Consider the following 21,447-nt stretch of genomic DNA (forward strand, 5'->3'; position numbering starts at 1 on the left):
GCTTGACGCATGACGCGAAAGCTTCGCTGACGAAGGACTTTTTCAATGACTTCCATAACTTCCGTTGCCACGACAGCGGCTACGTTAATTCCCTCAAAACTCCCCGCACCCGCGACGGCAGGGTCCGATTCAGCCAAGACCTCTGCTCCAACGGTCGGCTCGTCCTCTGCGGCCAACGTTCCATCCGCCATTGCAGCGTTAGCGTTGCGCGGAGATACGGACGGCGATGCCGACGGCCACTGAATGCTAATTTGAAAGAATTTACCGCAGCAGAGACGCCGTTGGTCGGTTCTCCAACAACGTGATAGCTGCTGCTATCTCCCGTTCACACACCAGATTGCCGCCTCGCCCCCCGTTTGGACGGCAATCGCTGCCCTGCCTGGGCATCCCAATGCCATGGCAGGGCAGTGTAAGCCAGTCATCCGACTGCAGCGACGAAACACCCTCTCGTGCTTGCCAATCGGGTTGAGCCTCCGGTCCCGCATCCCGATCGATCAAACAGCTGCTGCGGTTTTCGTGAATTCCGGCAAACAATTCCCCCTATAGTCTATAAAAATAGTTTGTTATTTCTGTCGATCCTCTACCCTTTTTGGCTAGGCTTTGTTCATCGCGCTCAAGGAAACGCCGGGATCGGCCAAGGGGACAAATATGAAATTCAAGACATTGATCGCTGCAGCTGCCTTCGGCCTTGCCAGCATCTCGTTGGCAACCGTTGCCGCCGCGGCCGGCAAGAAGGTCGTCGTCGCCTATCAGACGGACGCCCTGCCTTCCTCCGTCGCCATTGCCAATGGCGATTTCGCCAAGGAGACGGGTTATGAGATCGACTTCCGCAAATTCAACTCCGGCGCGGAAATCTTTGCCGCCATCGCGTCCGGCGATGTCCAGATCGGCTATGTCGGCTCAAGCCCATTCGCCGCTGCCGCCTCGCGCGGGCTAGAGGTGAAGGCGTTCTACCTATCGTCGATTTCGGGCGTCGATGAAGCTCTGGTGGTGCGCAATGGCTCCGGCATCAACACGCTTGCCGATCTGAAGGGCAAGAAGCTCGCGGCAGCACCCGTTTCTACCGATCACTACCAGCTGCTCGCCCTCATCAAATCCCTTGGCCTCACGGAAAAGGACGTACAGGTCTTCGCCGTTCCGCAGCCGGAGATCGTTGCAAGCTACAATCGCGGCGATATTGACGGAGGCTTCGTCTGGGACCCGGCACTCACCGAACTGAAGAAGAACGGTAAAGTGCTGGTGACATCCAAGGACGTCGCAGACAAGGGCGCTCCGACGTTTTCCGCCTGGGTAGCAACCTCGAAATTCGCGGCAGACAATCCGCAATTCCTGAAGGCCTATGCCTCGGTGATCAACAGATATTATGCCTCTTTCGCAGCCGACAAAGCCGCCTGGGGGCCGCAGAGCGACAATGCAAAGGCGCTCGCAAAACTCCTCGGCGGCACGGCGGACCAGCAGGCCGCGGCGCTCAAGAATCTGACGCTGCTGACGCCCGATGTGCAGGCGTCGGCGGCGTGGCTCGGCGGTGGGGACCAATCCGGCGCCGCCAAGATCCTGAAGGACACCGCGGCATTTCTGAAGAGCCAGGGAAAAGTCTCCGAAGTCCTGCCGAATTACAGCGCATTCGTCACGGCTGACGCTGTTATCAGCGCCAGCAACTGATCCTCCCTGACACCGGCGCGTTCGTCGCGTCGGTGTCGCATTTCTCGAGGGCCTCATGCTTCAAGTCGACCATGCCAGCGTTTTCTTTGCGGCGCGTGACGGCAGAACCGTTCACGCGCTCGACCGCGTTTCCTTCGATATTCCCGAGCGCGGCATCGTCGTGGCGCTCGGCGCGTCCGGCTGCGGCAAATCCACCTTGCTCAATGCGATCGCCGGTTTCCTGCCGCTTTCAAAGGGAAGGATCACGCTCGACGGCAGGCCGGTATCCGGCCCCGGAGCCGATCGCGGTGTCGTCTTCCAGAAGGATGCGCTGCTGCCATGGAAATCCGTCATCGACAATGTGGCGCTTGGCCTGCAGTTTGCGGGACTGGGCAAGCGGGAGCGCCGGGAGCGCGCATCCGAGCTTTTGCGGCTCGTGGGTCTCACCGATTTTGCCAATGCCCAACCTTATGAATTGTCGGGCGGCATGCGCCAGCGTCGGCATTGCCCGGGCGCTCGCCACCGACCCGGACATATTGCTGATGGACGAGCCATTCGGCGCACTCGACAGCCTGACGCGCGAACAGATGCAGGAGCTGCTGGTTTCGATCTGGACCAGGACCAACAAGCGCATCTTCTTTATCACCCATTCGATCGAGGAGGCGCTTTTCCTCGGAACGGAGGTTCTGGTTATGTCGCCGAGGCCGGGACGTGTCGTTGCGCGTTTCGAACTTGATTTCGTGCATCGCTTTGCCGCCGGCGGCGATACGAGAGCGATCCTCTCATCTCCCGAGTTCAGCAGCCTCCGGCAAGAAATCCGCGCCATCCTCCATAGCGCCGATAGCATCAGGAGCGCGGCATGAGCGACATGATCGAAACGCGCCCGATCGCCGCCCCACAAGAGGAAGCGCAACCGACACTGGTCCGCATTCCCGCTTTCGGTGCCGGCGAAAAACCCACGATCGCCATCAGCATCGCCACCGCAGTCGCCTCTCTGATCTTGTGGTGGCTTGTCGCCAAGTTCGGCCTGGTGTCGCACCTCTTCCTGCCTCGCCCGGACGAGGTCTTGACGCAGATCGGCGTCGTTTACCGCGACGGCTATGCCGGCGCCTCGCTTTCGGAGCACATATTGGCGAGCCTGTTTCGCATTGTCGTCGCCGCAGCCGTCGCGATCGGCATCGGCATTCCCGTCGGGCTGCTGATGGGTCTCAACCGCTGGGCAAAGGGTATCTTGGATACGCCGATCGAATTCTATTGGCCGCTGCCGCCCCTTTCCTATCTGCCGCTGATGATCATATGGCTTGGCATCGGCGAGACCTCGAAGATCACACTCCTCGTGCTCGCCATGTTCGCGCCGATCTGCCTGTCCGCTCAGGCTGGCGTCCGCTCGCTGCCGCTGGAGCGGGTCAATGCCGCGCGTTCGCTGGGGGCGAACCTGCTACAGCTTTTCTTCAGCGTCGTCCTGGCCTCGGCGCTGCCGGAAATCCTGACCGGCATCCGGATCGCATTCGGCGTCGGCTGGGGAACGCTGGTGGCAGCCGAACTCATCGCCTCGACACGCGGCATCGGCTTCATGATCATGTCGGCATCGCAGTTCCTTGCCACCGATGTCGTCTTCGTCGGCATCGGCATCATCGCGGTCTGCGCCTTCGCCTTTTCGGCCGCCATCCGCATCCTCGAAACCATCCTCGTTCCCTGGAAGGGCAAGCTTTAGCTGCCGAGGCGGGGAGCGGAGATCGCTTACAGCGTTTTCACCACGAAATCCGTCATTCGATCCGGAAAGATTTGCGAGCGCAGGCATGAGCAGCAATTGCGAATATCTTTGGTACATCCCCAATGACGTCAAACCGGGCCATCGCGGCGATTCCGCAGTCGAAAATCACAACAGCCTGGAGACCCTGACGAGCCATGCTAAGGCACTCGAAGATCACGGATGGAAAGGCGCATTGATCGGCACGGGCTGGGGCCGCCCCGACACCTTCACCCTCGCGGCGGCACTTACCGCACGCACCGCCACCTTCGAACCGCTCATTGCAATCCGCCCCGGCTATTGGCGGCCGGCACATTTTGCTTCTGCCGCCGCCACGTTGGATCGCTTGAGCGGCGGCCGCGCGCGCATCAACATCGTTTCCGGCAAGGACAATCTTGCCGCCTATGGCGATAGCGAGGGGGATCAAGCACACCGCTATGACCGCACCAAGGAATTCATGCGGCTCACCCGCAAGCTCTGGACCGAAGAGAACGTCACCTATGAGGGAGAGCATTTTCGCGTCAGCGACTCCACGGCTGCGCCGCGCATCGAGCCTCGCGGCAAACGTCTGCATCCCAAGCTTTATTTCGGCGGCGCTTCGGACGCGGCAGAGCGTGTTTCCGCCACAGAAGCCGATGTGCAGCTTTTCTGGGGGAGCCGCTTGCCGACATCGCCGAGCGGATCAGCCGGCTCAAGGCACTCAGCAGAGATCTTGATCGCGATCTGCCGCCGCTGGAATTCGGGCTGCGCATAACGACGCTGGTGCGCGGCACGACGGAGCAGGCTTGGACCGATGCCGAGGCGAAAGTTGCGGAGATGGCTGAGAATAAGGGCGTCGGCTGGAACGATCACCGGCAATCGATTGCAGTAGGCCAGAAGCGGCTGTTCGGTCTCGCTGCGCGTGGCGACGTGCTCGATGACAATCTCTATACCGCGCCCGGCAAATTCGGTGGTGGCGGCGCCGGCACCACCTGGCTGGTCGGCTCGGCCGAGGACGTCGCCCGCTCGCTTCGCAAATACCGCGATCTCGGCATCACGCATTTCGTCCTTTCGGACACGCCCTATCTTTCGGAAATCAGGCGACAAGGCGACCAACTGCTGCCGCTTCTGCGCGAGTAAGTGTTCATTTGATCGTCGTTCGCCCGTGGAGAACCGGCGCATGCGTTTGGCGGTGGCCGACGCTGCGTCCACAAAAAACATAAGCTATCCTGAAAACATCATTGTTCCCAGCCTTCCCAAGCTGCGTCCTGTCAATTATGACAATTTCGTGACAATGGACGCATGGAGCTTTGATGCTGGGCTGGTTTCGCAAACTCATGCCGCGCGAGGATCGTTTCTTTGATCTTTTCGCGCAGCACTCGCGCACGATCGTCGGCGCTGCCGAGGCGCTGAACGAGCTGCTTTCCGGCAGGGATATCGAGGGAAAGTGCCGCCGGATCATCGAGCTCGAAAATCAGGCCGACGATATCACGCGCGACGTGCTGATCGCGGTTCGAAAGAGCTTCATCACTCCCTTCGATCGCGGCGATATCAAGGATCTGATCATGTCGATGGATGATGCCATTGACATGATGCACAAGACGGTCAAGACCATACGTCTGTTCGAACAGAAGAGCTTCGATCCGCGCATGCAGCAGATGGGCGAAGTGATCGTCAAGGCGGCGTATCTTGTCGCCGAGGCGGTGCCGCTGTTGGATCGCATGGGAGCCAATGCCGCCCGGCTTGCCAATATCACCGAAGAGATCGTCAAGGTCGAAGGCCATGCCGACGAGCTGCACGACGCCGGCTTGAAGGATCTCTTCCGCAATCACGGCGCCTCCAACGCCATGGCGTATATCATCGGCAGCGAGATATACGGCGAACTGGAAAAGGTGGTCGATCGTTTCGAAGACGTCGCCAATGAGATCAACGGTATCGTGATCGAGAGTGTCTGATGGAGGCCTCGCTTGCCTTTCCGCTGCTGGTGGCAATCATCGTCACGGCTCTGTTCTTCGACTTTCTGAACGGGCTCCATGATGCCGCGAACTCCATCGCGACCATCGTCTCGACCCGTGTTCTCAGGCCGCAATATGCGGTTCTCTGGGCGGCCTTTTTCAATTTCATCGCCTTCCTGTTTTTCGGATTGCACGTTGCGGAGACGCTCGGAACCGGCATCATCGATCCGAAGATCGTCGATGCATCCGTCATTTTCTCGGCGTTGATGGGGGCAATCGTCTGGAACATCGTTACCTGGATCTTCGGCATCCCGTCGAGTTCGTCGCATGCGCTCGTCGGCGGGCTGATCGGCGCCGGCCTTGCCAAGGTCGGTGTCAGCTCGATCGTCTGGCTTGGCGTCCTCAAGACGGCGGGCGCGATCGTGATGTCGCCGCTGGCCGGGTTCTTGCTCGCCCTTTTTCTGGTGCTTGCCGTCACATGGCTTTTCGTCCGGCAAACGCCGTTCGCCGTCGATAGCACCTTCCGCATCATGCAGTTCTTCTCGGCCTCGCTCTATTCTCTCGGGCACGGCGGCAACGATGCGCAGAAGACCATGGGGATTATCGCCATACTTCTTTACTCTCAAGGCTATGGCGGCGGCACGTTCCACGTTCCCTTGTGGGTAGTTCTGTCGTGCCAGGCGGCCATGGCGCTGGGCACCTTGCTCGGCGGATGGCGTATCGTGCACACGATGGGCTCGAAAATTACGCGCCTCAACCCGACGCAGGGTTTCTGCGCGGAGACGGGCGGCGCCTTGACGCTCTTTGCCGCCACCTGGCTCGGCATACCGGTTTCCACAACGCACACGATCACGGGAGCCATCATCGGCGTCGGCGCGGCCCGCAGGGTCTCGGCAGTGCGCTGGGGCATTGCCGGCAATATCGTGATCGCCTGGGTCATTACGCTGCCTGCCGCCGCGGCAATTTCGGCGCTTGGCTACTGGGGCATCCAGCTTTTCAAATGAACGGCTGAGCTGTTTCCTCTCTGCCTGATAGAAACGACAGGATCGCAGCCAAGGTGACAGCGATCCTTTATTTCGAGACCTGCCGATCCTTCAGTGGCTGGCCGGGCTCCGGGCGATCAAAACTCTTCCCAGGATGCAGCCGCCGCGGCACTGCCCGAGCCGCCGAAGGCGCCGGCAATTTTTGCCCGGAGCGAGCGCGCCGGCGATGCGGCGGGGCTCGACCGTTCCGTTATCGCAGCCGGTCGCGCAGGGCTGCGGCCGTTTTGCAGGTTGAACTGTCCGAGAAGGTCGTTCAGCGCCGTTACTTCCTTGGCAAGGCTGTAGCTGGCGGCGGTCGATTCCTCGACCATGGCCGCATTCTGCTGCGTTCCCTGATCGATGCTGTTGACGGCCGTGTTGATTTCCTGCAGGCCGGTCGCCTGTTCGCGGGCCGCCTCGACGATCGCCCGCACGTTGCGGTCGATCTCCTCCACCTCTGTGACGATCTGCTGCAGCGACTGCCCGGTTTTCGTGACGAGATTGACGCCGCTTGCCACCTGCTGGCCCGACGTCGAAATCAGTGCCTTGATCTCCTTGGCGGCCGTCGCGGATCGCTGGGCCAATTCCCGCACTTCCTGTGCGACGACGGCAAAGCCCTTGCCGGCCTCTCCCGCACGGGCTGCTTCCACCCCGGCATTGAGTGCAAGCAGGTTCGTCTGGAAGGCTATGTCATCGATAACGCCGATAATGTTGGAAATTTCGCCCGATGATTTCGAGATCGCCTCCATCGCAGCAACCGCCTCCTGCATGACCTCGCCAGATTTCTCCGCGCCGATGCGGGCACGTCCCACCAGCGAGCTTGCTTCTTCCGCCCGCCGGGTGGAATCCTTGACGGTCGTGGTGATCTCCTCAAGTGCGGCCGCCGTCTCCTCGATCGAGGCCGCCTGCTGCTCGGTGCGCTTTGAGAGATCATCGGCGGCAGAACGGATCTGGTTGGCGCCGGCGGCAATGGCCTGACCGCCCTGGCCAACCGAGCGCAACGCCTCTTCGAGCCTGGCCATCGAGGCGTTGAAATCCGCCCTCAGCCGATCGAGATGGGCGACAAAGGGCTGTTCGATGCGATAGACCAGGTTGCCGTTCGAAAGCTCGGCCAGACCGCTTGCCAGACCATCGACTGCAAATTGCGTGTCGGCCGCATCCTTGGCTTTCTGCGCTTCGCGTTCAAGCCTTTCCTTTTCGGAGAGGCTGCGATTGGCGTCGGCCTCCCGCTCGAGGCGCACGCGTTCGATCGCACTGTCGCGGAAGACGGAGACGGCCGCCGCCATCTGACCGACTTCGTCCTTGCGCGCGATGCCGGCAACGGCCTCGTCGGTATTTCCTCCTGCCAGCGATACCATGCGAGCCCGCAGGCGCTCGATGGGAGTGGTAATCCCACGCGCGGAGACAACAAGGGCCATCACGATCGCAGCGGCAAAAAGAACGCCAAGCATGATCAAGGCGTCCATGATCGTGCTGCTCGCATGCTCGTCCAGCATGTCGCTCTGGGCGCCGATACGCTTGTTCAGCGCATCGAGCCAGCCGCGAACAGCCACAACTTCATCGCTGATCAGCGGATCGGCCTGCTTCAACAGCTTGGTGGCGGTATCGTTGTCATCCACCGATCCGGCTTTCACGGCAGGGTCTGTAAGAACAATAATGTCGTTAGCTTTTGCCGTCAGTCTGTCGATTGCCACTGCTTCAGCCGGAACCAACTGCCTGATCGATGCAAAGCGTTCGAAGAGAACTTTCTTGTTTTCCTCATATTGCTTCGAGAAGGTCGCCATTTGCGGGTCCTTCGTGCTGTAGACCAGCATCTGATAGGCGTTGTAGCTCATCGCGGTCAGGCGCTGGCTGGCTCTGGACATCTCCAACGCCGCCGTCTCGTCTTTCGCAATGAAATTCGAATAGGTGGCAGCGGTGTTTTTGTACTGGCTCGATACGACCAGGACACCTGCAATCCCGATCAAGCAGATCGGAATTATGATGGAAAGCACCTTGGTTCTGATTCTGGCGTTCTGAAGAAATGACATGGCGTGGATTGCTCTTCGCAAAGAGCTGACAACCGCTGACGGGCCGCTAAATTCGACCAAACCGGCGACTGCCTGCTTCGGGGGGAGTGGGAGCATCGCAGATCAAGAGCGTCCTGCTCACCGCCAATGGCGCTGCAACACTATTGCAGCACAACGGCCTGACAAATTTATTAATAATATCAAGTATTGTGCAAATCTAATTGTAATACTAAATGAAAATTTTAGATTATCTCAATATATGTTACGTAACAGTTGTGCCGATAGGCGGCAATTTCAACCAAAGAACCAGAAGCACAAGCCGAAAAAACCAAGAATAAAACACCAATAGCTAGAAAAATGCAGCGATACTACCGAATAATCAAGGTCGCGCTGCCGGCATTTCGATCCCACCCAGCATCGTCAAACCGGCCGAATTGGAACAGCGAACCTCACCATAACCGCAGCCATGCAGACCGGCTTATGGGCAGTTTCGCCAACGGCCTGCTGACGGATATCACCACGACCGTCATCTCTGCCAATGCCATATTGCTGCAGACGTTCGGCATTGCCATCCCGGGACGGGGCAATGGCTGACCCTTAAAGACGTGCAGAGTTTCATAACGGAGTTGAATTATTTATAGTCGAGGCTAAACGTCATTACATCAATCTTAATCCTGCGAGGGTGAGACGCCTTGACGAAAATGCCCGCCACTCCGGAGAGCCGACTTTCCTCGACGGAAATTGAGACGCACGCCGAAGCCTTCCAGAAAAGCCGCGACGATCGGCGCACGGAACTGATGGAGGATTACGTCGAACTCATTGCGGATTTGATAGAGCATGCCGGCGAAGCGCGCCAGACCGACATCGCGCAGAGGCTAGGGGTAACACAGCCGACGGTCGCCAAGATGCTGAAGCGCCTGGCTGAAGAAAACCTGATCACCCAGCGGCCTTACCGCGGCGTCTTCCTGACCGAGGAAGGGCATCGCCTGGCAATAGCCACGCGCCGGCGCCACGAAATCGTGGAGGCCGTCCTTTGCCGCCTCGGCGTCGATCCCGATACGGCAAGGAATGATGCCGAAGGCATCGAACATCATGTCAGCGAAAAGACGCTCGAAGCGTTGGAGCGCTTTTTGAAGACGTGATGGCTGCATGCATCGCCCAATTCTGGCGGCCGATGGGACCGAACAGCCGGTTTGGGCACAGTTTCAACAAGAATGGATTGAAGATAAGCTGTGGCCGAATGTCCGTCCTGCCCTGCTTTCCGATCTCAACGCAAGTTTTACAAATACTCGGTAAGCAGAACCAAGCGAACCGCCGGCCTTTCTATTTCATATACTGTATTTGCAGCCGACGCAGGGGATCATGATGAATGCCCAGGATCTGAACAGTACCGTCTTCGAGCTTGCTCCCGTTGCCATGTGGCTGGAGGATTTCAGCGGTGTCAAGGAACAGTTCCAGCGCTGGCGGGCGGAAGGGATAACCGACCTGCGCTCCTACCTTTGCTCCGACATGGGCCGTGTCGCCGCTTGCGCGCAGAAGATAAGAGTCCTTGCCGTCAACGCCAGGACGCTGGAATTGTTCGACGCGCCGTCCCTCGAAGCCTTGGTCGGCGGCCTTTCCCAGATCTTCCGGGACGAGATGCTCCAGAGCCATGTGAACGAACTTGCCGCACTTTGGGAGGGCAAGACCGAATTTTCGGGCACGGCGGTCAACTACTCTCTCGGCGGCAAGAGGCTCGACATCCAGCTGCGCGGCGTCATTCTGCCAGGGCACGAGGAATCCTGGAGCCGATTGCTGCTGACCACGGAAGACGTGACCGCACGCGAAGAAGCAAGACGGCAGGAAGAACGGCAGCGGCGCTATGCGGAAGGGTTGTTCGAGCATTCGCCCATATCCTTGTGGGTCGAGGATTTCAGCCGCATCAAGATCCTGCTTGACGAGATCCGCGACCGGGGAATCGTCGATTTCCAGGTATTTCTCGACGTGCATCCGGAATTCGTTCAGCAATGCATGAGCGAAATCAGCGTGCTCGATGTCAATCAGGCAACACTCGATCTGTTTTGCGCGCCGGATCGTCAGACCTTGCACCACCGGATCGACGAAGTGTTTCGCGGCGATATGGAGAAGCATTTTCGCGGCCAATTGCTGGAATTGTGGAACGGCCGCCTCTTCCATCAGCGCGAGGTGCTGAACTATGCCCTCGACGGATCGGAACGTCATGTGCTGCTGCAATTTTCCGTCTTTCCCGGCCATGAACACGATTGGTCGCTGGTGCAGGTGTCGTTGACCGACATCACCGCCCGCAAGAAGGCGGAAGCCTATCTTGAATATCTCGGCAAGCACGATGTGCTCACCAGGCTTTACAACCGCGCCTTCTATATGGACGAGATCAACAGGCTGGAGCGCAAGTCGCTTCGACCGGTGTCGGCCATCATCATCGATCTCAATGGCCTGAAGGAAGCCAATGACGAGAGCGGCCACGACGCCGGCGACGCGCTGCTGCGCCGCATGGGCGAGGTGCTGAACAGCGTCGTCTCCCTGCCGAACCACGCCGCCCGCATCGGCGGTGACGAATTTGCCCTTCTCATGCCGGGTGCCGATGAAATCACGGCGACCGCAATGGTCGAAACGATCAACGAACTGCTGAAGATCAACAATCAGTTCTATTCCAGCGCACCGCTCAGCGTTGCCATCGGCGTCGCCACGAGCCAGCCCGGCGAGACCATGGAAGCGATGATCAAGCGCGCAGATATCAGCATGTACGAACAGAAGAAGGCTTATTATGCCGCTGCCGCCACGATGGGCGCACATCAGGCAAAGCACGGGGCTTGACGTCTCGGATCCGGAATCCAGCCTCCCTCCTCAATTGAAACCACCGACTTTCAAGGGCCTGAAGATCGGGAACAAAGATCGCGGCGTCTCATTTGGCCCTCTGGGGAAGACGGAGTTTTAAAATGGAAGATCAAACGGCCCATATCGTCGTCGCCACCCGCACGGCGCTCGATCAAGCCTCAGCACTCGCCGTTCAATATGGTTTCTCGCTTCTCGGCGCGATCATTCTGCTGATCGGCGGCTGGATTCTTGCCGGCATTATCAGCCGTTCGGCCTATCGTGTCATCTCGCGCATTCGCGGCATCGACGAAACGCTCGCAAGGTTCTTCCAGAACCTCCTGCATTACAGCTTGCTGATCCTGGTCTTCATCACCGTCCTTGGACAATTCGGTGTTCAGACTGCCTCCATCATCGCCGCTCTCGGCGCTGCCGGTCTGGCGATCGGCCTGGCGCTTCAGGGCACGCTTCAAAACATCGCGGCCGGCATCATGCTTTTGGTCCTGCGGCCGTTCAGGGTCGGCGAATACATCGAGACGACCAATGTCAAAGGCTACATCAAGGAGATCGGGCTCTTTGCGACGGAGATGAGGACCGGCGACGGCCTCTATCTCATGGCGCCGAATTCGACGCTCTGGAACACACCCATCACCAACCACAGCCGCGAGCCGGATCGCCGCCAGCAATTGTCCCTCACCCTGGGCGAAAACGTCGACATCGATCTTGCCCGCAAAACGATCCTCGACATCCTGAAAGCGGATCAACGCATCAAGACCATGCCCGCGCCGAAGGTTTTCCTCGACGATCTGGCTGTCGACCAAGCCGTGCTCAACATCGAATATTGGGCGATCACCTCGTCCTGGTCGGATGTCCGGCACGACGTGGTATCAAAACTGAAATTCAGGCTTGCCGAGCCAGACATCACGGTCAAGTCGCCGAATGATGCCGCGGGAGCGGGCGAATAGCCTTCGTCGGGCGCGTGCTAAGCCTGCCGCCGGCAGGGAGTTGAACCAGCGGCAGGCTTCGCGAGGCCGCAACACCTCAGGCAAGATCGATACCTTGCCGGCTTTAAACTTTTGCGAGCGGCTTTTGTTCCCTGCCTCGACGCGCCCAGGCCGAACAAGGTCACGACGAACGGCTGGCCTTGGCTACCATTTGATGCGGTAGTCCAGGCGCACGTTGCCGGCCGGCGTCAAATTCTGCGGGTCGGCAAAGGACGCGGAGAAATCGAGGTGCGGCGCCAAAGGCTGCTGAAACGAGACCGTGGTGGAAAAGGTGCTGCCGACATCCTTCAGGTTACCGATCGCGGATATGGAGGTCCCTGTCCGGGGAACGGCGAGGGTAACAGCCTGCGTCGCGGTAATGAAGTTTTCTGCCTTCTTCGGCCCTGCGTAATTGACGTTCAGCGACCGCGATGTGCTCATGTCCAGGTTTTCCGATACCGTCCAGCTCTGCGCGCGCTCAACACAAAGCATTCCCGTGCTGTTGAGCGCATCGACCCTCAAGGCGACCTCCCGCCGCCATACGGTCGAAAAGCGCTTTTGATCGTCGATCGCCGTACCCCAAAGCGTCGCCAGGCTGCTGCTGCGGAGGATCGCGCCGGTGGCCGCTCCGCCCAGACCCAGATCCAGGCCCGCGCTGACTTCCCAAGCCATCGGCAACCGAAAGCCGAGCGTCGTCTTATATGTGCGCGGCGCTACCTTGACCGGCGACCAGATCATCAGATCGCTGGCTTTGGTAACCTGCGGCAAGCTGACACTCGCAAGAAGACCAAGAACGCCACGCAGGGTGCGTTTTGATTTGAAGCCCATGTTAAAGCCCGCATTCTCTCCACCCCGATCTCACGATATTCGGGGCACGCCAAAGCAACGGCCAGACACGGAACAGTGCCGCATGCTGGCTTCGGATTGATTTGTTCGGTTAAGCGCCGGCAAATCGCAGCGCATCGGTGCCAAGGTTGACGGCATCCGTCGAAGGGAATAGCGCCCCTGCCAATCGAGCGGCGCCCTTCGACCGGAAGATTCCCACCCGGCGCCGGAGTTGTAAACCCCTCGGATCGATGTTTTTTGCTGCGTTGCACACATGTCGCAGTCGCGACACGGCGGCATAAAAGCGACGACACCGCAAAGAGCCTGAAAAGCCGGGTTTTGCCGGCCAGCTATAGCCTCAATGGCAGGCGATCACATTCCCGCGAGCCGTGTCGCATCAAGCCGTGAAGCGGCGGCTCACTCCACCCTGAGCCCGGCCTTTTTCAGAATCGGCAGCACCCGATCGCAGAAATAGGGAAGCTCCTGCGTGTAGTTGACGAAGGACAGGGCAATGCCGGCATAGCCCTGCTCGGAGATCGCGATCATCTCGTCCGCGATCCGCTGCGGCGTGCCGATCAGCGGATAGCTGCCCGCCCCGCCGGCAAAGCGCTGGCGGTAGCGGTCATAGGCTTCGCGATCATGGGATTGCGAGAATTCCTTCTTGCCCGCCATATGCTGATCGACAGCGGCGTGATCGGCCATGGTCACGGCGTAGCGGGTGTAATAGTCCTGCGCCTCTGCCTGCGTTTCGCGGCAGACGACATGGCAGACCGTGTAGACCCCGACCTGCCGGCCCTTTTCTTCAGCGCGTGCGGCGATGTCGGCCACATGCTTTCCGGCTTCATCGATCTCGGTAAAGGTGGTGAAGAGATAGTCGCAATGGTCAGCGGCAAAGTCGCGGCCGGGGCCGCCAAAGGCCGCGTTCATCGTCACCGGCCGCGGTGCCTGCAGGCTCGCCGGGCGGCTGACGGCTTCCTTCAGATTGTAATAGGTGCCGGCATAGTCGAGCGGCTCATCGGAGGCGTAGAGCTTTTCTACGATTTCGAGCCATTCCGCCGCCTGTTCATATCCCTTCTCGACAAGCGGCATGCCGAACATGCCGAACTCCTTCGGGTTCCAGCCGCAGACGATATTCAGCCCTGCCCGTCCCTGGCTGATATGATCGACCGTTGCAAGCGACTTGGCGGCATAAAGCGGATGAACAAGCGGCACATGCACCGTCATGAACAGGCCGATGCGATCGGTTGCTGCCGAAAGTGCCGCCGCCCAAGTGAAGGTTTCGAACGACCATTCGCGTACCCGGTTCTTGCCGCCGAAGCCGCGCCACCTGGCAATCGGTAGAAAAAATTCAAGCCTGGCGCGATCGGCGATCTGCGCGGCGGTCAGATTATCCTGCCAACCGGCCGTCCAGCGCTCGGGCACGTCGGTGATTGCCAGACCGCCATCCGCATTGGCGGAGAACACGCCGAGTTTCAGCCGGTTCGGCCCCTTGAGCGGATGCGTCTTCATGATGGCTTCCTCCTCGAGTTTACCGAGCGTCTGCGCTGCCGGTGATATGCAGCGACACGACATGAGAATGTGTGACGTTCGCGGGAGGGAATTTCAAGCTTAAAATTTATAGACCGGCATCAAGATTGGAAACCGCAGCATTGGCCGCATGAGTGACGTTTCGTCACCTGGCGCCCGACGTTCCGATTTAGGCTGTCGAGCGCAGGGACACTGGGATCCTTTATAAAGAAAACTATCTATTTGTAGCATTCACTTTACAATTGAAAAATAAAGTTTTCAATTGTAAAGATGACTATAGGTTTTCGAATTTGAATGTGGAAACTCTATGACACGACCAAAATCCCAAAGTGTGCTGCGCTTCCCGTTTTCGACGATCTTCGGAAGCGAAGCTCACGTGCGCGTGATGCGGGAACTGTCGCGTCATGCCGGGCAGTTAAGCGTAGGCAACCTTATGACCAGAACCAGGATGACGCGTCCTTCGGTACTCGCTTCTTTGGCCGGTCTCACGGAACTACAGGTCGTCATCGAAAGCGGAACCGGATATGCCCGTCTTTTTAGCCTCAACCAATCGTCTCCATTTTTTGTCTCCGTTCAATCCCTGTTTGAAGCAGAAGAACAGCGGTTCACCGATATTCTCGAAGCGGTGAAAGAATGCGTATCCCTATTTGAAGGCAGGGTGATTGCTGCCTGGATATTTGGTAGCGTTGCGAGAGGCGAGGACAACGCGTCGAGCGATCTGGACATTGCCTTGATCGTTGATGACATTCAAATCGAGGCGATACAAAATGAAAGTATCGACTTTTTTGCAGACAAAGGCGAAAGGCTATTGTTTTCGCCATCAATCAATACCCTCTCCGTCAGCGATCTAAGACGACTGCGCCAAAATCACAACCCATTGTGGAAAGCCTTTCTAAACGAAGCATTGGTAGTTGTGGGACCTCGCCCGGAGGCGATCTCGTAGCTGAGAAGTGAGGAACACGGTGACTAGAAGCGGCCCTTCCAAACCGTCCGACGCTCGCCATGGTGCAAATCGCCTGATAATTGCCAGGGGATTTTTGGAAGCCGCGCAGATTCAAGTTGACAAAGCTAAAGTCGGAACTCTTGGAAACCCAATTGCCGCAACTGTTGTTAACGCCGCAATTGCCTACACGGATGCGCTTACCGCAACGTTTGCAAATAAGATAAACCAGAATGATCATACTGCGGCCATTAAGACCCTGCGAGACGCCTTGGGCAATCGATTTCCAAAGGCTCAGGAAACGAGATTGACTCGGATTCTGGGAAACAAGGACCTTGCCCAATACGGCGGACGCTTCATGCTGCTATCTGACGCCGAAGTTCTGCTGGAGCAACTGAAAGAGTACGCGCTGTGGGTGGAAAGCGAGATATCGCGCTTATGATCGTGCCCCCGACGCAGAATGTCTACACTCCTTCAGATCGGCCCGCATCTGATGGATATTTTTGTGCGTTGCTTTATTTGACGCAACGCTATCGCAGCAAGATTATCAAACCAAATTTCGATGAGGAATCAGCCTATTTAGCACGGACTTTTTCACCCGGTACAAATCGATTCGATATGTTCAGGCGGTTCGCGACCGGGGTACAACCTCGCTTAGCAGCCAGTTCTGAAACAATGTCGCCGTCTCGTTGGTCTGCTTCCTTTCCGGCATGACGACGTAATAGCTGTTCTCTGTCGGCATCGGCAGATCAAACAGCGGCAGAAGAGTACCGGCCTTGAGCTCCTCCTCGATCAGATAGGTCGGCAGAAGCGCCACGCCGAGCCCGGCGATGGCGGCTGCGATGATCATGGAGAACTGGTCGAAGCGCGCGCCGGGATAGGCATTCTCGCTCGGCAGTCCCTGCAGGTCGAACCATTGCGCCCAGAGCTTCGGACGCGTCGTCAGATGCAGTAGCGGCGCTCCCGACAGTTCCTCCGGCGACACCAGAGCCAGACATCGGGCAAGCTCGCGGCTGGCGACGGGCAGCACGGTCTCGTTACAAAGAAAGGTCGCCACAGCGCCGGCCCAGGCCGGCAGGCCATAGTGGATGGCAAGGTCGAAATTATCCTCATCGAAGCTGAAGGGCTTCGAGCGCGATTCCACGGTGACGGCGATATCGCGATGTTCGTCGAGAAACCGCCCGAGGCGCGGCACCAGCCATCGCGTGCCGAAGGTCGGCAAGGTCGCGACCTTCAGCGACAATTTCATCTGGCCGGCGGCGACGGCGCCGATCATCAGCCGCTCCGAACGCAGGAGCAGGTCTTTCACCTCCGGCAACAGCCGAAGACCAGCCTCGGAGAGCACGACGCGCTGACGAACGCGCTCGAACAGTTTCAAGCCCGTCTGCTGCTCGAGATCGCCGATCTGGCGGCTGACGGCGCTTTGCGTGAGGTTCAGCTCTTCGGCCGCACGCGAAAAATTCTGGTGTCGCGCCGCACATTCGAAGGCCTGCAGATTGACGATGTCAGGGATGAGGCGTCGGCGCATGTTCATTCCATTTTCGCATCAAGTTAGAATTCTCTCTCACAACAAAAGCGGCCGAACAAGAGATATTCTGCCAAATAGGAATGATATAGCCTTTCAGGAAGAGATCGCACATGAAACCCGATCACATCTCGACCAGCGATATTCGCAGCGCCTTTTCAGCCGCAATGTCGGCGATGTATCGCGAAGAAGTTCCCGCCTACGGCACGCTCATGGAACTGGTTGGCCGCGTCAACGACGAGACGCTGGCGGCACAGCCTCAATTGAAAGAGCGGCTGGAGGCAACTGATTATCTCGATCGCATCTCCGAAGAGCGGCACGGCGCCATCCGGCTCGGCACGGCAGCGGAACTGGCGATGATGGCGCGGGTCTTCGCGGTCATGGGCATGTATCCGGTCGGCTATTACGATTTGTCGACCGCCGGCGTGCCGGTTCATTCGACCGCGTTCCGCCCCATCGGCGATGCGGAACTGAAGCGCAATCCCTTCCGCGTCTTCACCTCGCTGCTGCGGCTCGATCTCATCGCCGATGAAGATCTTCGCAAGGCGGCCGCGGATATTCTCGCAAAACGCCGGATATTCACGGAGGGTGCGGTTGCACTCACGGAAAAGGCCGAACGCGATGGCGGGCTGACCATGGCCGACGCCGGCCGGTTCATCGACGAGGTGCTGGAGACCTTCCGCTGGCATGACGAAGCCAATGTCGATGCCGGCATGTACCACCGCCTCCACGATGCCCATCGGTTGATCGCCGATGTCGTCTCATTCAAGGGGCCGCATATCAATCATCTGACGCCGCGCACGCTCGATATCGACTGCGTCCAGGCGCTGATGCCGGACTACGACATCGCACCGAAAGCTGTCGTCGAAGGCCCGCCGACACGCAACTGCCCAATCCTGCTGCGCCAGACCTCGTTCAAGGCGCTCGAAGAGCCGGTCTCCTTCCGCAACGCCGATGGCGTCTGGGAAGCGGGCTCGCATACGGCCCGCTTCGGCGAGATCGAACAACGCGGCATTGCGCTGACGCCGAAGGGCCGCGCGCTTTATGACAGGCTGCTCGATCAGTCTCGCAAGATCGTGCGCCCGGCGGCCGACGGATCGAACGCGCGCGATTATGGGGCAGCACTTGCCGAGAGCTTTGCCGAATTCCCGGATGACTGGGCGGCGATCCGCGCCGAAGGCCTCGGCTACTTCACCTATTCGCTGACGGCCAAAGGCAAGACCGCCGCAACGAGCCGTGGCGATATCGACACGCTGATCGAACAGGGTCTCGTCCAGTTCGACCCGATCGTCTACGAGGATTTCCTTCCCGTCAGCGCCGCCGGCATCTTCCAGTCCAATCTCGGCGATGGCGCACAGCAGGAATTCGTCGCCAGCCCGAACCAGCAGCGCTTCGAAGCCGATCTCGGCATGAAGGTGCTGAATGAATTCGATCATTATGCCGGCATCGAGCAGGCCTCGATCGACGCCTGCCTGCGGGCACTATCCAAGCAAGACGCTGCCGAGTGAGCTCGGCGATGCTAGTCGCCGCTCGCCCCCGGATCAAAGAAAAGTGGAGTTTCTAAAGATGAACGTCGCAGCCAAATCCCCTTCCGTTGCAGCCGAAGCTGCCGCAATCCTTGAAAAGCTCGGCGTCGACAAGGCGCTTTATACTGGGGGCGACATGCCCTCCTATTCGCCGGTCACGGGCGAGAAAATCGGCAGCCTCAAGACCGTTTCGGCTGACGAAGCTGCCAGCAGGATCGAGAAGGCTCATGCCGCATTCCGCGCCTGGCGTCTTGTTCCGGCTCCGAAGCGCGGCGAACTGGTGCGCCTGCTCGGCGAGGAGCTGCGCGCCGCCAAGGACGATCTTGGCCGCCTGGTTTCGATCGAAGCCGGCAAGATCCGCTCCGAAGGCCTCGGCGAAGTGCAGGAGATGATCGACATCTGCGATTTCGCCGTCGGTCTTTCCCGCCAGCTTTACGGCCTGACGATCGCCACCGAACGTCCGGGCCATCGCATGATGGAAACCTGGCATCCGCTCGGCGTCGTCGGCATCATCTCCGCCTTCAACTTCCCGGTCGCCGTCTGGTCATGGAACGCGGCGCTGGCACTGATCTGCGGCGACGCCGTCGTCTGGAAACCCTCAGAAAAGACGCCGCTGACGGCGCTTGCTTCGCAGGCGATCCTCGACCGCGCGCTTGCCCGCTTCGGCGATGCGCCGGTGGGCCTGTCGCAAGTCCTGATCGGCGATCGCGCGATCGGCGAAATCCTCGTCGACCATCCCAAAGTGCCGCTCGTATCGGCAACCGGTTCGACCCGCATGGGCCGTGAAGTCGGGCCGCGGCTTGCCAAGCGTTTCGCCCGCGCCATTCTCGAACTCGGCGGCAACAATGCCGGTATCGTCTGCCCGTCGGCCGATCTCGACATGGCGCTGCGCGCCATCGCCTTTGGCGCCATGGGCACGGCCGGCCAGCGCTGCACGACGCTGCGTCGTCTCTTCGTCCACACAAGTGTCTACGATCAGCTCGTTCCGCGTCTGAAGAAAGCCTATCAGAGCGTTTCGGTCGGCGATCCCCTGCATTCTTCCGCTCTCGTCGGCCCGCTGATCGACAAGGCCGCGTTCGACGGCATGCAGAAGGCAATTGCCGAGGCCAAGGCCCATGGCGGTTCCGTCACCGGCGGCGAGCGGATCGATGTCGGCCATAGCGACGGCTATTACGCAAAGCCGGCGCTTGTGGAAATGCCGAAGCAGGCAGGTCCCGTCATGGAAGAAACCTTCGCGCCCATCCTCTACGTCATGCCCTATGACGATTTCGAAGCTGTCATCGACGAGCACAATGCCGTTGTCGCCGGCCTTTCGTCGTCGATCTTCACGCGCGACATGCAGGAATCCGAGCGTTTCCTCGCAGCCGACGGCTCCGATTGCGGCATCGCCAACGTCAATATCGGCACCTCGGGCGCCGAAATCGGCGGCGCATTCGGCGGCGAGAAGGAAACCGGCGGCGGCCGCGAATCCGGCTCGGACGCCTGGAAGGCCTATATGCGCCGGGCCACCAACACTGTGAACTACTCCAAGGCCCTGCCGCTGGCGCAGGGTGTCTCCTTCGACATCGAGTAAGCTCCATGACGATCGCCCCCAAAATCGAAGAGGCGGCCTTCAAGCCCGCTTCCCGAATTGCGTACATTGGCGTTTCCATCATTCTTCAGATCGGCGCGCGCGCCAGCGCGATGAAGCGGGACGGCCTGCCCGTTATCATTCTCGGCGCGGGTGAGCCGGATTTCGATACGCCCGATAATGTGAAGGAAGCGGCGAAAGCCGCCATCGATCGCGGCGAAACGAAATATACCGCGCTCGACGGCACGCCCGAACTGAAGAGGGCAATCGTCGGCAAATTCCAGCGCGAGAACGGCATCGACTACGCACTCGACGAAATCACGGTCGCGACGGGTGCCAAGCAGATCCTGTTCAATGCCTTCATGGCATCGATCAATCCGGGCGACGAGGTCATCATCCCGACGCCCTACTGGACCTCCTATTCCGATATCGTCGAGATCTGCGGCGGCGTGCCGGTTTTGATCCCCTGCGATGCCAAGGCCGGTTTTCGCCTGAAGGCGGATCAGCTCGAGAAGGCGATCACACCCAAGACGCGCTGGCTGCTTCTCAATTCGCCATCGAATCCATCGGGTGCGGCCTATTCCAAAGCCGATTATCTGCCGCTGATCGAGGTGCTGCTACGCCATCCGCATGTCTGGCTGATGGTCGACGACATGTATGAGCATATCGTCTATGACGGCTTTGAGTTCACCACGCCCGTTGCGATCGAGCCGAGCCTCAAGAGCCGGACGCTGACGGTGAACGGCGTTTCCAAAGCCTATGCCATGACCGGTTGGCGCATCGGCTATGCCGGGGGCCCCAAGGCTCTCATCAAGGCGATGGCGGTCATCCAGAGCCAGGCGACATCGTGCCCCTCCTCCGTCAGCCAGGCGGCGGCCGTTGCCGCACTGAATGGCCCGCAGGACTTTCTTGCAGATCGCAAGGCGAGCTTCCAGCATCGGCGCGATCTCGTCGTCGGGCGGCTCAACGCAATCGAAGGCCTGGATTGCCTGGTACCGGAAGGTGCCTTTTACACATTCTCAGGCTGCGCCGGCTTACTCGGAACGACAACGCCATCCGGAAAATCTATCGGGACCGATGCGGATTTCTGCGCCTATCTGCTCGATGAAGCGCATGTCGCCGTTGTCCCCGGCTCGGCCTTCGGATTGTCGCCCTATTTCCGCATTTCCTATGCGACATCGGAAGCCGATCTCGTCGAGGCCCTTGATCGCATCGAACGGGCCTGCGCGGCTCTTCGACGGTAATCCTTGCAAGGCCGGGATCAGTTTGCGCCGGAAGGAAACCCGACATCGATTGAGTGGCTGGCCTGGCATCAAAACGACTGTGGCGCCCATGAGGGCGCCACCTGTTTCGGCAACGATGACTT

At 59.3% G+C, this 21,447-nt stretch carries 16 protein-coding genes and 2 pseudogenes; 14 read left to right on the plus strand and 4 right to left on the minus strand.

Annotation, left to right across the window (positions count from 1 at the left end):
* Window positions 1-648: 648 nt before the first annotated feature.
* The 6 genes and pseudogenes from tauA (at window position 649) to Q4Q11_RS01595 (ending at window position 6,329) form a co-directional block, all read left to right on the plus strand.
* Entirely contained in the window at window positions 649-1,662 is a 1,014-nt protein-coding gene (tauA, locus tag Q4Q11_RS01570) for a taurine ABC transporter substrate-binding protein (protein WP_498568360.1), read from the plus strand.
* Between the two features lie 55 nt (window positions 1,663-1,717).
* Window positions 1,718-2,504: pseudogene (locus Q4Q11_RS01575) on the plus strand (taurine ABC transporter ATP-binding protein).
* Window positions 2,501-3,355 (plus strand): ABC transporter permease subunit, encoded by an 855-nt coding sequence (locus Q4Q11_RS01580; protein ID WP_498568361.1) that lies wholly within the window; start codon window positions 2,501-2,503, stop codon window positions 3,353-3,355. Before Q4Q11_RS01575 ends, Q4Q11_RS01580 begins: the two are co-directional and overlap by 4 nt.
* Window positions 3,356-3,440: 85 nt before the next feature.
* Window positions 3,441-4,510 (plus strand): annotated as a pseudogene (locus Q4Q11_RS01585) (LLM class flavin-dependent oxidoreductase).
* 173 nt (window positions 4,511-4,683) lie between these two features.
* The gene (locus Q4Q11_RS01590; RefSeq protein WP_113215094.1) at window positions 4,684-5,325 is read left to right on the plus strand and encodes a DUF47 family protein; all 642 of its coding nucleotides are present in this window, start codon (window positions 4,684-4,686) and stop codon (window positions 5,323-5,325) included.
* Entirely contained in the window at window positions 5,325-6,329 is a 1,005-nt protein-coding gene (locus tag Q4Q11_RS01595) for an inorganic phosphate transporter (protein WP_112510550.1), read from the plus strand. The genes Q4Q11_RS01590 and Q4Q11_RS01595 overlap by 1 nt, the downstream gene beginning before the upstream one ends.
* A gap of 116 nt (window positions 6,330-6,445) precedes the next feature.
* On the opposite strand, the gene Q4Q11_RS01600 is transcribed toward Q4Q11_RS01595, so the two are convergent.
* On the minus strand, window positions 6,446-8,377 hold the full coding sequence (locus Q4Q11_RS01600) for a methyl-accepting chemotaxis protein (protein WP_498568362.1): 1,932 nt from the start codon (window positions 8,375-8,377) through the stop codon (window positions 6,446-6,448).
* A 680-nt stretch (window positions 8,378-9,057) separates the two neighbouring features.
* On the opposite strand from Q4Q11_RS01600, the gene mntR reads away from it, so the two are divergent.
* The 3 genes from mntR (at window position 9,058) to Q4Q11_RS01615 (ending at window position 12,150) form a co-directional block, all read left to right on the plus strand.
* A complete protein-coding gene (gene mntR, locus Q4Q11_RS01605; RefSeq protein WP_162701409.1) occupies window positions 9,058-9,498 on the plus strand; it encodes a manganese-binding transcriptional regulator MntR in 441 nt (146 codons plus the stop codon).
* 220 nt (window positions 9,499-9,718) lie between these two features.
* Window positions 9,719-11,188 (plus strand): sensor domain-containing diguanylate cyclase, encoded by a 1,470-nt coding sequence (locus tag Q4Q11_RS01610; protein ID WP_498568363.1) that lies wholly within the window; start codon window positions 9,719-9,721, stop codon window positions 11,186-11,188.
* A gap of 122 nt (window positions 11,189-11,310) precedes the next feature.
* The gene (locus Q4Q11_RS01615; RefSeq protein ID WP_498568364.1) at window positions 11,311-12,150 is read left to right on the plus strand and encodes a mechanosensitive ion channel family protein; all 840 of its coding nucleotides are present in this window, start codon (window positions 11,311-11,313) and stop codon (window positions 12,148-12,150) included.
* A gap of 183 nt (window positions 12,151-12,333) precedes the next feature.
* On the opposite strand, the gene Q4Q11_RS01620 is transcribed toward Q4Q11_RS01615, so the two are convergent.
* Together Q4Q11_RS01620 and Q4Q11_RS01625 are read right to left on the minus strand one after the other, a co-directional pair.
* Complete coding sequence (locus tag Q4Q11_RS01620) at window positions 12,334-12,996, minus strand: hypothetical protein (protein ID WP_498568365.1); 663 nt, start codon at window positions 12,994-12,996, stop codon at window positions 12,334-12,336.
* A 414-nt stretch (window positions 12,997-13,410) separates the two neighbouring features.
* Entirely contained in the window at window positions 13,411-14,502 is a 1,092-nt protein-coding gene (locus Q4Q11_RS01625; protein WP_498568366.1) for an LLM class flavin-dependent oxidoreductase, read from the minus strand.
* Between the two features lie 325 nt (window positions 14,503-14,827).
* Between Q4Q11_RS01625 and Q4Q11_RS01630 the strand changes: the two genes are divergently transcribed.
* Together Q4Q11_RS01630 and Q4Q11_RS01635 are read left to right on the plus strand one after the other, a co-directional pair.
* Window positions 14,828-15,463 carry a nucleotidyltransferase domain-containing protein gene (locus Q4Q11_RS01630; RefSeq protein WP_498568367.1) on the plus strand — a complete coding sequence of 212 codons (636 nt, stop codon included), beginning with the start codon at window positions 14,828-14,830 and terminating at the stop codon, window positions 15,461-15,463.
* A gap of 19 nt (window positions 15,464-15,482) precedes the next feature.
* The gene (locus Q4Q11_RS01635) at window positions 15,483-15,902 is read left to right on the plus strand and encodes a hypothetical protein (RefSeq protein WP_498568368.1); all 420 of its coding nucleotides are present in this window, start codon (window positions 15,483-15,485) and stop codon (window positions 15,900-15,902) included.
* 180 nt (window positions 15,903-16,082) lie between these two features.
* Here the strand turns inward: Q4Q11_RS01635 and Q4Q11_RS01640 are convergent, their stop codons facing one another.
* Window positions 16,083-16,994, minus strand: coding sequence for a LysR family transcriptional regulator (locus tag Q4Q11_RS01640; protein WP_498568369.1), 912 nt, complete (start codon window positions 16,992-16,994; stop codon window positions 16,083-16,085).
* Window positions 16,995-17,098: 104 nt separating this feature from the next.
* Between Q4Q11_RS01640 and hglS the strand changes: the two genes are divergently transcribed.
* From hglS to Q4Q11_RS01655, 3 genes are read left to right on the plus strand one after another with little or no spacing between them, the layout of a single operon-like run.
* The gene (gene hglS / locus Q4Q11_RS01645) at window positions 17,099-18,493 is read left to right on the plus strand and encodes a 2-oxoadipate dioxygenase/decarboxylase HglS (protein ID WP_498568370.1); all 1,395 of its coding nucleotides are present in this window, start codon (window positions 17,099-17,101) and stop codon (window positions 18,491-18,493) included.
* Window positions 18,494-18,551: 58 nt separating this feature from the next.
* On the plus strand, window positions 18,552-20,084 hold the full coding sequence (gene amaB, locus Q4Q11_RS01650; RefSeq protein WP_498568371.1) for an L-piperidine-6-carboxylate dehydrogenase: 1,533 nt from the start codon (window positions 18,552-18,554) through the stop codon (window positions 20,082-20,084).
* A 5-nt stretch (window positions 20,085-20,089) separates the two neighbouring features.
* Window positions 20,090-21,325 (plus strand): pyridoxal phosphate-dependent aminotransferase, encoded by a 1,236-nt coding sequence (locus tag Q4Q11_RS01655; RefSeq protein WP_498568372.1) that lies wholly within the window; start codon window positions 20,090-20,092, stop codon window positions 21,323-21,325.
* Window positions 21,326-21,447 lie beyond the last annotated feature (122 nt).

It is taken from the genome of Rhizobium sp. UFLA01-1127 (genome assembly GCF_059803845.1).